This is a genomic window from Rheinheimera tangshanensis, assembly GCF_014645135.1.
In the GTDB taxonomy this organism is placed as follows: Bacteria; Pseudomonadota; Gammaproteobacteria; order Enterobacterales; family Alteromonadaceae; genus Pararheinheimera; species Pararheinheimera tangshanensis.
This window is the reverse complement of record NZ_BMLH01000002.1, coordinates 107,512-119,607: the sequence shown is the minus strand read 5'-3', so window position 1 is coordinate 119,607 and position 12,096 is coordinate 107,512. Positions and strand designations below refer to the sequence as shown.

Sequence of the window (12,096 nt, the reverse complement as noted above, 5' to 3'; positions counted from 1 at the left end):
GTGAAATACCTGATTAATCCCGGTAGGGCTTTAAGGTTTGAATCTTGCCAGCCGCGTCATACTGAATTTCCGCCATCTTGACTGAACGTAAATGGGTGACGCCTTCGGACAAAATAGAGTCGTGGTAAAACAGGTACCACTTGCCGTCAAATTCACAGATCGAATGGTGAGTGGTCCAGCCGACCACAGGTTCTAAAATCCGGCCCTGATAAGTAAAAGGTCCGTACGGGTTATCGCCTGTGGCATAACATAAAAAGTGTGTATCACCTGTGGAGTAAGAGAAGTAGTATTTGCCCTGATATTTATGCAGCCAGGAGGCTTCAAAAAAGCGTCTGTCTGTATCACCTGCGAACAGCGGTTTACCTTGTTCGTCCAGGATCTGCACTTCACGCGGCGCTTCGGCAAACTCCAGCATATCGTCGCGTAATTTGGCCACTTTTGGCCCTAAAGCCGGTTCCTTAGCTGCAGGTTCGGCATAATCAGCGCTGTACTGGTTGTTACGGTAGTTTTGTAACTGCCCGCCCCAAATACCACCGAAATACATATAAAAACTACCGTCGTCGTCTTCAAACACCGCCGGGTCTATCGAATAGCTACCTGCTATTGGCTCTGGCTGAGCTTGAAAAGGCCCCACAGGCGAATCTGCTACAGCCACACCAATCTGAAAAATGCCATCTGGTTTTTTCGCCGGAAAATAAAAGTAATATCTGCCGTTTTTTCTCGCGGCATCCGGCGCCCACATCTGGCGTTCGGCCCAGGGCACATCCTTGATATGTAAAGCCACGCCATGATCCACGGCAGGGCTTTGCGGATTATCCAGCGACAACACATGGTAATCCTGCATACCAAAGTGATCGCCGTTGTCGTTAAAAGGGATACCCGCTTCAATATCGTGCGACGGATAAATATAAATACGGCCGTCAAACACATGGGCCGAAGGGTCGGCTGTATATATGTGTTCCACCAAAGGTTGAGAAATAGCCTTAGCTTTTAGAACTTTTAAATCCTCAGACATTGTCTTACTCCGTTTGAGCTAAACCAGCAGCAGCGCGACGTTCATTCATCTCCTGCTCAATCTGGGTTTCTTTGTGTTTGTTAATTTCATACAGACAGATGCAAGCCACACCAAGCAGGAAAGGCGCTGAGGCATAAAGGCTGACAGATAATTGGATACCATGAATAGTCTCTGGCGACTGAACCGCCAGCTGGGCGTCATAACCATAATGCGCCAGAATACCGGCCACCAAAGCGCCGCCTATACTCAGGCCCAGTTTCAGACCAAAAATCATCGCAGAGAAAATAATAGCTGTGGCACGACGATGGTTTTTCCATTCGGAATAATCTGCCACATCAGCGATCATGGCCCACAACAGCGGAATAGTGATGCCATAAAAAAAGCCATGCAAAAGCTGCGAACTAAACACCAGGCCTATAGCGTCGGCAGGGAACAGATAAAACGCCATCACAAACAAAGTGGAGATAAAAAGCGCCACAGCAAACACATCTCTTTTGCCAAAACGATCCGCCAGCGGCTTGGAAAAGCCTATACCGAAAATCATGCAAATAATGCCACCTGCATTAAACAAACTAAAACCTGAAGTGGCCGCATCTTTAGGCCAAAGGAATTCAGTCAGGCCCATGCCGGTCAGCATGGCGTTTAAACCGGCAATAAAGGCGTTAAAACCAATATCTTCCAGAAATAAAGCAACTTGTTGTTCATTCAGGTAGTTTTCGAAGTAAAAAATATACATACCACCTTTCAGCGCCAGCGTAATAAATACCAACACTGTCAGCACCAGCATAATGGCCCAGGGACGGTTTTTCAGCAGATCACCAATGTCCTGACGAATAGTTGAGCTTTGTGCGCTGCAGGTCATCACCCGCTCTTTGGTGGTAATAAAAGTAATAAGGAAAAACACAATACCAACGCAGGCAAACAGCGTCATGGTGTTTTCAAAACCTACGGCTTTATCGCCGTCTCCCAGAATCAGTACCAGCGGTAATAACAAGGCCTGAATAATAAACTGCGCCACCATCACAGCAACAAAGCGGTAAGCCGACAAGCTGTTACGGTCAGCCATATTGCCGGTCAGAACCCCACTTAAGGCTGAATACGGCAGGTTATTGGCGGAGTACACCAGCACCAGCACTACATAGGTAATAAAGGCGTAGGCAATTTTGCCTTCCGGGCTGAAATCCGGTGTGCTGAAGGCTAATAAAGCAATGACGCCAAAAGGCACTGAAGTCCAGAGGAGCCAGGGCCTGAACTTGCCCCAACGGGTTTGAGTGCGGTCGGCAATAATGCCCATAATAGGGTTAAAACAAGCGCCAATTAAGCCACCGATAAAAATAATAGTGGCAGCGGCTGCAGCCGGGATCTGGTACACATCTGTGTAGAAAAAAGCCAAAAAGGTCATCAGGGTCTGGAAAATTAAATTGGCCGCCAGGTCCCCGAGGCTATAACCGATTTTTTCGGTCACAGATAATTTTTGTACTGCTGTTTGCATATCAATTCGCCTGTTGCTGTTTTACGCCCGCTGCATGCCGGCTGTTTTTATGTTATCTACCCAAGTCATTTGAAGTTGCGGCGCTGCGACAAGCCAGTGAAATCCCGGGAGCATAGTTAACCTATGTGACCGGGCGAGGTGGCGTAGTCAACAAAGCTGCAGCTTCAAGGACGACAGGTATTTTCTGACCTTAACATACATCGACAGTTACCAAAGCGGACTAACGGAATGTACTGAAAGAATTATGATTTTTAACAAGCTGGCTGTATTTCAGTCAAACAGAACTTATGCTCAGGCTATGCGCTTACCTAAAGGAGTTATAATTTTGCAGCACAGCAACGAGCCGGCAGTTTCAGCAGACAACAAAGTTTTTATTCTGTTTATCAGCTTAGTCGCCACCATAGGCGGCTTTTTATTTGGTTTTGACAGCGGCGTGATCAACGGTACTGTCGACGGCCTGCAACAAGCCTTTAATTCCGCAAGCGTCGGCACTGGTTTTAATGTCGCCAGTATGTTGTTGGGCTGCGCTGTAGGTGCATTTTTTGCCGGACGGCTGGCTGATATCAGTGGCCGTAAAACCATCTTACTGATCTCAGCCGTATTTTTTATTGTCAGCGCCTGGGGTTCAGGTGTTGCTGAAGGCTCCTTTGAGTTTGTTATTTACCGCATTTTAGGTGGTTTGGCTGTTGGTGCCGCCTCTGTGATTACGCCTGCTTATATATGTGAAGTGGCGCCGGCCCGCTACCGTGGCATGCTCACTACCTTGCAGCAAATCGCCATCATCTTTGGTTTGTTTATGGCGTTTGTCAGCAATTACCTGCTGGCTGAATATGCAGGCGCTTCTACTGCGGCGCTTTGGCTTGATTTCGCCGCCTGGCGCTGGATGTTCTGGATGGAACTGTTCCCGGCGTTCCTGTTTCTGCTGATGTTGTTTTTTATCCCTGAGAGCCCACGTTTTCTGGTGCTCAAAGGTAACAACGATGCGGCCTCTGCAGTATTGACCCGCTTGTATGGCAGCGATGCCGCAAGCCGCAAACTGACTGAAATTCAACAGTCTTTATCTGCAGATCATCAACCCCGACTCACTGATTTATTAAGCAGCCAAACCGGTAAAGTGCGCAAAATTGTTTGGGTGGGTATTGGCCTTGCCAGCTTCCAGCAATTGGTCGGTATTAACGTGGTGTTTTATTACGGCGCAGTGCTCTGGCAAGCTGTTGGTTTTTCTGAATCTGACGCCTTACTGATTAACGTCATTAGCGGCGGTTTAAGTATTGCTGCTTGTGTTATTACCCTACTGATTATCGACAAAGTGGGCCGCAAGCCTTTGCTGCAATGGGGTTCAGTCGGCATGGCTTTGACTTTGGGTTTAATGGTGCTTTGTTTTGCCAACGCAGGTCAGGACGAAAACGGCAATCTGCTGTTAGGCGACTGGGGAAAAGTCGCTCTGATCAGCGCTAACGCTTATGTATTCTTTTTTAATCTGTCATGGGGCCCTGTGATGTGGGTGATGTTGGGCGAAATGTTCCCGAATCAAATTCGTGGTTTGGGCCTTGCCGTCAGTGGCTTAGCCCAGTGGAGCTGTAACTTCCTGATCACTATGACTTTCCCTTTGTTGCTGGCAGGTATTGGTCTGGCTGGAACTTATGGCCTTTATACCCTGGGCGCTGCGCTTTCTATCCTCTTTGTGATCAGGATGGTGCATGAGACCAAGGGGACTGAATTGGAAGATATGCAAGGCTAAAAACCCTTCTTAATTGAAGCTGCAACGTTGTTGACCGCCTGATCTTAAAACGAAGAGGCGTCCCAGTCACCTAGGTAACTATGCTCCTGGGGTCTAGCTCGCTTGTCGCCTAGTTGCAACTCCAATTACTTTGGGTTGAATTTTCGGGAGTGAATACATTTATGAACGTCTTTCATCTTACCAATAAAGCGGGCGACCAGCTAAGCATACTGGAGCGCGGTGCGGCTATGCAGCGCTGGTCTACTGCTGTGGGTGACAGTCATCGTGAATTGATCCTCAGTTATGCCGATCCGGACTGTTATGCACAGGACCCTTTTTATCTCGGCGCTTTAGTAGGGCCTTACGCCAACAGGATCAGTAAAGGCCGTTTGCGGATTGGTCAGCAGTGGTATCAACTGCAACAAAATGAAGGACAAAATCAGCTGCATGGTGGCGCCGCAGGTTTACATCAAATGAACTGGCACCTACTGGAGCAGCAGCAATCCAGACTGGTGCTGGGCTGTGAAATGGCCGATGGTCAGGGTGGCTATCCTGGCCCAGTGTCTTTTCGTGTCACTTATCAATTGTCCGAACAAAGCGCTTTGGATATAGAGCTGGAAGCCAGCAGCAGCGTCACTACGCTAGTGGGGCCAACTTTGCATCCGTATTTTAATCTGGCGCCAGATCAAGCCCCAATAGACGAGCATAAACTTTGCCTGCATGCCGCCCATTACACTAGTGTAGATGCGCAGTGCATTCCAACAGGTGAACTGCCCAAAGTGCAGGGTAGCTCGCTGGATTTCAGCACAGCCAAAACCTTAAAGGGTGTGCAGATGGACTATAACTTTGTGGTCAATGGCGATCTGCATCAGGCCGCGGCTGAACTGATAAGCCCGGATGGTTTAGTGCGGCTGAGTGTGTATTCCGACTATCCGGGCCTGCAGGTGTATACCGGAGAGCATTTAGCCGGCCCCTTTAAATCACGTCAGGGTATTTGCCTTGAGCCACAGTTTTTCCCGGATTCACCGAACCAAAAAGGTTTTCCCTTTCACTTTACCCGTCCCGGCCAGCCTTTTAAGGCACATATCCGTTATCAACTGGATAAAGCCGGTTAACAGCAGCAGTTCTACTTATTCATTACTTTTGGAGTCATCACATGCGATCTATGCCATTTTGTATCTTATTAAGCAGCCTGTTGATAGGCAGTGCTTACGCACAAGAGCAAAGCACCTCTTTAAAAGATACGTACAGCAAACACTTCAGTATTGGCACTGCGTTAAGCGCAGCGCAAATAGAAGGCAAAGAGCCGGGCACGCTGGGCTTGGTCAAGCAACAGTTTAATGCGGTGACCGCAGAAAACGTAATGAAATGGGAAATCATTGAACCTGTGGAAGGCCAGTTCAACTTTGCCGCCGCCGATGCCATGATTGAATTCGCCGAATCCAACAATATCAAGGTGATAGGTCATGTGTTGTTATGGCACGAGCAAACGCCAGCCTGGGTGTTTCAGGACGCTAAAGGCCAACCGGCCTCCAAAGAGTTGGTGTTATCCCGACTGAAAAACCATATCAACGCCGTGATGGGCCGCTACAAAGGCCGTATTCATGGTTGGGATGCGGTGAACGAAGCCTTAAACGAAGACGGCACCCTGCGCCAATCCAACTGGTATAAAGCTTTGGGTGACGATTATATAGCCACAGTCTTTGAGCTGGCGCATCAGGTCGACCCGAAAGCCGAACTCTATTACAACGACTTTAATTTATTTAAACCAGAAAAACGCGCCGGCGTGTTAAAGCTGGTGGCGGCGTTAAAAGCGAAAAATGTGCCTATCCACGGCATAGGTGAACAAGGCCATTACAGTCTGGATTACCCGGAACTGCAGCAAGTGGAAGACTCTATTGTGGCGTTTAAAAACACCGGCCTGAAAGTAGTGATTACCGAATTGGATATCTCGGTTTTACCCTTCCCTGAGCCGGAAAAAATTGGCGCGGATATCTCACTGAATATGCAGTTAAAGCAAGAATTTAACCCCTACGCTGATGGCTTACCAAAAGCAGTCAGCGATCAGCTGACAGAAAAATACCTGCAATTGTTTGAGTTATTTTTGCGCCACAGCGACGCCATTGAACGAGTGACTTTATGGGGCGTGAACGACAACCAAACCTGGCGCAACAACTGGCCAATGAAAGGCAGAACAGACTACCCCTTATTGTTTGACCGCAAGAATCAGCCAAAGGAAGTGGTGCCACAGCTGATTAAACTGGCAGAGAAAGCTGGTAAATAACTCCAAATAATCACCCAAAGGCTGGGGTTTCCCAGCCTGTCTGTTTTTACCGATTTAACTCCCAACGGGATCATCACTTTAGACCTGACACCAAAGCTTTTTTCGAAAACCTGTTAGCTTTGCTAGTTTACAACCCTATTCCATTTAATAAACTGGATGTGCTCTGACGGTATTCGCAGTGCAGCCTAACAGACCAAAGGTAGACCTGACACCAAGGACAAAGGTTTTTAAAAAGGACTAGAGATGAAATCATCCAGATTATTCTATGGTATTGGTATCGTTGTTGGCATATTGGTTGGCTTAGCCATAGGTTCATTTCTGACCGGAAATTTTTTTGAATTGCTGGATCGACTCCTCAACCATTTTTAGCTGGTAGCACTGTGTTGCGTAAGGGTATGCCAATGAGATCATCACTTAGACCTGACATTGAAATTCCTTTATCAAAGTAGACCTAACCCTGAGGGCTCTGTTACACCCATGCAACTTATCAAAAATCTTTTATGGATAGACTGTTTTGCTGGTGCAACTGCCGGGGTAATAGTGGTCCTGGCGTCAGCATGGCTCAGTGATCTGTACTCTGTGCCACAACAACTGCTACTGGTGATGGGTGCGATCAACCTACTCTATGCCTGTTATTCGTTCTCTCTTGCCATTAATAGCAAGCGCTCCGGATTTTTTATAAAAATGCTAATAGTAGCCAATGCAATCTGGGCTTTCGTTTGTCTTGGTTTAGTCGCACAGTTTTCTGGAAGCATGACGTTACCTGGCTACATACATCTGGGTGGCGAAGCAGTATTTGTTGGTGGGCTCGCTTTTACTGAGTGGAACTGGCGTGATCAATTAGTAACGCAAAACTGACAAAAGAACAGCCTCTGCGTTCTCACGAAGACGCCAGCTCAGGTATCAGGTAAATTTTAATAAGAAAATAGGGCGCAGTAGCTTCTCTGCGCCCGGATAAAATACCCGGCAAGCCGGGCAACGACAGGGTTCGGGATCCCTTATCTGAACAACACCAGATTCACTTGATTTTCCAGCAATTCCTGACGGCCGCTGACGGCTTTCGGGCTTAACTGTTCGCGCTCAACCATAGCAGCCAGAGATTGCAGTGAATGCTCGCTGCTCTGAATGGCTTTACCTAAAGAACCGCTCCAGCCGGCGTAACGTTCGGCTACAGCCTTACCTAAAAAGTCTTTTTCAATCAGAGCAGCTGCACGTTTTAATGCCATAGCCAGGTGATCCATACCACCAATATGACCATGGAACATGTCGGCGCGGTCCATACTCTGACGGCGTAATTTGGCGTCAAAGTTGAAACCACCCGTAGTGAAACCACCTGCCTTCAGAATTTCGTACATCACCAGGCTCAGCTCTTCTACGCTGTTCGGGAATTGGTCTGTATCCCAGCCATTTTGTGCATCACCGCGGTTCGCATCTATGCTGCCAAAAATTCCAAGCGAAATAGCAGTCGCTACTTCATGATGGAACGAATGACCAGCCAGCGTGGCGTGGTTGGCTTCAATATTCATCGCGAATTCTTTTTCCAGGCCAAATTGCTTCAGGAAACCATACACAGTCGCAGAGTCGTAATCGTACTGGTGCTTAGTAGGTTCCTGTGGCTTAGGTTCGATCAGTAAAGTGCCTTTAAAACCGATTTTATGCTTGTGCTCCACCACCATTTGCATAAAGCGGCCCAGTTGCTCACGCTCCTGACGCAGGTCGGTGTTCAGCAGAGTCTCGTAGCCTTCACGACCGCCCCACAATACGTAGTTTTCGCCGCCTAAACGCTGAGTGGCGTTCATTGCATGAAACACCTGAGTGGCGCCGTAGCTGAAGATTTCCGGATTTGGATTGGTAGCAGCACCTGCAGCGTAACGTGGGTTACTGAATAAGTTGGCTGTGCCCCATAACAGTTTCACGCCGGTTTCAGCTTGCTTTTGCTCAAGCACATCCACCATAGCGGCGAAGTTGTTGATATATTCTTTAATACTGTTGCCTTCAGGTGCAACGTCAATGTCGTGGAAGCAGTAATAAGGAATGCTCAGCTTGCTGAAGAATTCAAAAGCCACATCGGCTTTAGCTTTGGCCTGCGCCATAGCGTCACCGGCTTCTAACCATGGACGGCCAAAAGTGCCCTGACCGAACACGTCCTGACCATTCCAGCAGAAGTTGTGCCAGTAGCAAGCTGCCATACGCAAATGCTCTGCCATGGTTTTACCAAGGATTTTTTCATTAGCGTTGTAATGCTTAAAGGCCAAAGGGTTGGTGCTATCGGCACCTTCATACTCTATTTTGTTAATCTGGTCGAAATACTGAGCCATGTTGCTCTCCTGTGTTACATCAATTCCAATGCTGCTAATGGTGGGCATAGCTGGCATCAATCACAATTATGTTTTTTCAAAGCCACCTTGTGCTTTTGCTTTATTCCCGTCGTCTTTGCTGCCATGGCGTTGTTGGCTCGACACTCCCCCCAGTCACATAGGTAAACTATGCTCCTGGGGTCTCGCTTACTTGCCGCCTAGCCACAACTGTAAATCCATAGGGAATATCCCAGATGCAGCTTTGTTGGCTCCAATTGCAATGACGCGGGGAAATAGTTGCAAGTTTAAAAATGCTCAGCCAAGGACTGATACAAGGCTTTAAATTTGTTGTAGCGTTTGGCCAGAGCGGCATGACGTTGAGCATTAGGTTGATGCTGGCTGACCAGTGGCGGCGGTGGGCAAAGCAAATCCAGTGCTGTCTCTGGTTCCAGAGCTAAATGGGCCAGACGGGCTGCACCTAAGGCGGGTCCTACTTCACCACCTTCTCTGAAGGTCAGTGGCTGGTTCATTAGATCAGCCAGCAATTGCCGCCAGTAAGGACTTCTGGCGCCACCACCTATCAGATTAATTTCTGTCGGCTTCAAACCGCTGGCATGCAAAGCTTCTGCGCCCTGAAACAAGGCAAAACTGACACCTTCAAGCACTGAATAGGTCAGGGCTTTTTGGTCTGTGTTATAGTCCAGACCAAACCAGACACCTTTGGCATTGGGGTTGTTATGCGGCGTGCGCTCGCCCGACAGGTAAGGTAAAAACAGCGGCAGCTGTTCACTATTTTCAGGCCCTTGATCCAAATCAGCCAGCAAAGTCGCCACCGGAGTTTTCACTATGTGTTCGGCGTACCATTGCAAACAACTGGCCGCACTTAAGGTGACAGACATTAAATGCCAGGTATTTGGCAACGCATGACAAAAGCTGTGTACCGCAGACTGTGGATTGGCCAGAAAACCATCACTAACGGCAAAATACACACCCGAAGTGCCTAGCGATAACATGGCCTGGCCCGGATGCACTATGCCAGCGCCGACAGCACCAGCTGCATTATCACCACCACCTGCAATTAAAGGCACAGCCTGCATACCCCAACGCTTCGCTAACTCAGGCAACAAGGTTCCGGTGATCTGATTACCTTCATACAATGCGGGCATTTGATTGCGGCTTAAACCGCAAGCACAGAGCAGCTCGTCGTTCCAGTCCCGCTTGGCCACATCCAGCCATAAAGTACCGGCACTGTCCGACATATCGGAGGCAAAATCACCACTTAAACAAAAACGCAGATAATCTTTGGGCAATAACACTTTAGCAACGCGGGCAAAAGCTTCTGGCTCCTGCTGACGTAACCACAACAATTTAGGTGCAGTAAAACCCGGCATCGCCAGATTGCCGGTGATCTGCGGCAAATCGCTAACCTTCAGCTCCAACTGCTTGCACTCGGCAAAAGAGCGGCCATCGTTCCATAAAATCGCCGGGCGAATAATCTGATTTTGCGCGTCCAGTAAGGTTGCGCCATGCATCTGGCCCGCTAAACCTATGGCTTTCACCGCTGCTAACGACTGACGCCCTCTTAGCTGGTCCAGACAAGACTGCAACCCAAGCCACCAATGCTCTGGGTTTTGCTCTGACCATAAAGGCAAAGGCCTGCTAACGGACAACTCAGCACTGGCGCTATCAATGACTTTGCCGTTTTCGCCCAGCAAAATTACTTTGATGCCCGAAGTACCTAAATCTATGCCTATATACATACTCTGAAATCTGTTCTGACTTTTGGTGAGCTAATACTTGGCGAGGGATTGCTGAGCAGCAATTACGAAAATTCATAATTCGCTGCTGAATTATGATTTATCGTTTGCCAAAAAAGCCCGGCTGGCTAATATTTAACCCGCTTAAATACAAAAACAAAAAAAGATAACGATAAATACTCAAAAAAACTGAAGCTACGACTTCAGGTACGAAGAGTATAAAAAATGACAAGACGGGGACAGGTTATATGTTTAAAGCTAAACACAGCATTACCTTGTTGTTTAATGCCAACAAGGTATTCGACAGGCAAGTGATCGAAGGCATAGGTCATTATCTGCAATCATCAAAAGTGGACTGGGACGTGTATTTGGAGGAAGACTTTCTCTGTCGTCTCGAACACATTCACGAATGGGGTGGCGACGGTATTATCGCCGACTTCGACGATATGAATATTGAACGCGCTTTGGCCGGAACCAGTAAACCTATAGTGGGTGTAGGCGGCTCTTACAGCAAAGCTTCCGATTATCCTGCTGTGCCTTATGTCGCCACCGACAACTTCGCGCTGGTCAGCGCGGCTTACGAACACCTGAAACGCAAAGGTTTAGACCGTTTCGCCTTTTACAGTGTGCCAACCGACGATCAGCACCGCTGGGCTACTGAACGCGAGAATGCGATTAAAAAATTAACAGCGCAGGACGGTTACGATTGTCAGATTTATCAAGGCCATTGCACCAGGCCTGAAACCTGGCAATACGCCATGAATCGTCTGACCGATTGGATCCAAAGTTTACCCAAACCCATTGGCATTATTGCCGTCACCGATTCCCGCGCCCGCCATCTGCTGCAAGCCTGTGAACATTTGGGCATAGTGGTGCCGGATAACATTTCCATCATTGGCATAGATGACGACGACATAGCCCGCTTTCTGAACCGCATTAGTTTGAGTTCTGTGACTCAGGGGTGTTTTGAAATGGGTTATAAAGCAGCCAAACTGCTGCACACCCAACTGAATAATATAGATGTAGGTAATAAACGTATTCTGGTGCCGCCCGTGGGCGTGGCGTCTCGCCAGTCTACAGACTTTAAAGCGCTGCGCGATCCTTATGTAATTCAGGCCATGCACTATATTCGCCGCCATGCAACCCGTGGGGCTAAAGTGGAGCAAGTCACAGACTTTGTCGGTATTTCCCGATCCAATCTGGAACAACGCTTCAGAGCAGAACGGGGACATTCGATTCACACTGAGTTGCATAACCAGAAGCTGGTCAAAGCCTGCAAAATGCTGCTCGACACTCAGGTGAACCCTATTGAAATAGCCAATATCTGCGGCTATCCGTCACTGCAATACATGTATGCGGTGTTTAAACGCCATTTTTGCCAGACCCCGAAAGAATACCGGGAAAGCCGTGGCGAAGCGATGAATCATCTGGCGGTAAATGACTGATCACTCACTGATTTGCAGGGCGTATCTGTGGTTCGCGCCCTGCCACTATTGAACTCCTGCCACCGAAAAAACGCACTAAGCTGACG

At 48.2% G+C, this 12,096-nt stretch carries 9 protein-coding genes; 5 read left to right on the top strand and 4 right to left on the bottom strand.

Annotated features, from left to right (window positions below; genetic code table 11):
- Nucleotides 1–13: 13 nt before the first annotated feature.
- Nucleotides 14–1,015, bottom strand: a complete 1,002-nt coding sequence (locus tag IEW88_RS05100) for a glycoside hydrolase family 43 protein (RefSeq protein ID WP_147903319.1) — start codon at nt 1,013–1,015, stop codon at nt 14–16.
- 4 nt (nt 1,016–1,019) lie between these two features.
- Nucleotides 1,020–2,507 carry an MFS transporter gene (locus IEW88_RS05095; protein ID WP_053422913.1) on the bottom strand — a complete coding sequence of 496 codons (1,488 nt, stop codon included), beginning with the start codon at nt 2,505–2,507 and terminating at the stop codon, nt 1,020–1,022.
- A gap of 244 nt (nt 2,508–2,751) precedes the next feature.
- Here IEW88_RS05095 and IEW88_RS05090 point away from each other — a divergent pair, with 244 nt between their 5' ends.
- The 4 genes from IEW88_RS05090 (at nt 2,752) to IEW88_RS05075 (ending at nt 7,369) form a co-directional block, all read left to right on the top strand.
- Nucleotides 2,752–4,248, top strand: a complete 1,497-nt coding sequence (locus IEW88_RS05090; RefSeq protein WP_221411365.1) for a sugar porter family MFS transporter — start codon at nt 2,752–2,754, stop codon at nt 4,246–4,248.
- A 161-nt stretch (nt 4,249–4,409) separates the two neighbouring features.
- Nucleotides 4,410–5,342, top strand: coding sequence for an aldose epimerase family protein (locus IEW88_RS05085; protein ID WP_147903318.1), 933 nt, complete (start codon nt 4,410–4,412; stop codon nt 5,340–5,342).
- 41 nt (nt 5,343–5,383) lie between these two features.
- On the top strand, nt 5,384–6,511 hold the full coding sequence (locus IEW88_RS05080; protein ID WP_147903317.1) for an endo-1,4-beta-xylanase: 1,128 nt from the start codon (nt 5,384–5,386) through the stop codon (nt 6,509–6,511).
- 477 nt (nt 6,512–6,988) lie between these two features.
- The gene (locus tag IEW88_RS05075; protein ID WP_147903316.1) at nt 6,989–7,369 is read left to right on the top strand and encodes a hypothetical protein; all 381 of its coding nucleotides are present in this window, start codon (nt 6,989–6,991) and stop codon (nt 7,367–7,369) included.
- A 140-nt stretch (nt 7,370–7,509) separates the two neighbouring features.
- Here the strand turns inward: IEW88_RS05075 and xylA are convergent, their stop codons facing one another.
- Entirely contained in the window at nt 7,510–8,829 is a 1,320-nt protein-coding gene (gene xylA / locus IEW88_RS05070) for a xylose isomerase (RefSeq protein ID WP_147903315.1), read from the bottom strand.
- A 284-nt stretch (nt 8,830–9,113) separates the two neighbouring features.
- The gene (gene xylB, locus IEW88_RS05065; protein WP_147903314.1) at nt 9,114–10,568 is read right to left on the bottom strand and encodes a xylulokinase; all 1,455 of its coding nucleotides are present in this window, start codon (nt 10,566–10,568) and stop codon (nt 9,114–9,116) included.
- A gap of 245 nt (nt 10,569–10,813) precedes the next feature.
- On the opposite strand from xylB, the gene IEW88_RS05060 reads away from it, so the two are divergent.
- Nucleotides 10,814–12,010, top strand: coding sequence for a XylR family transcriptional regulator (locus tag IEW88_RS05060; protein WP_147903313.1), 1,197 nt, complete (start codon nt 10,814–10,816; stop codon nt 12,008–12,010).
- The last annotated feature ends 86 nt before the right edge of the window (nt 12,011–12,096 follow it).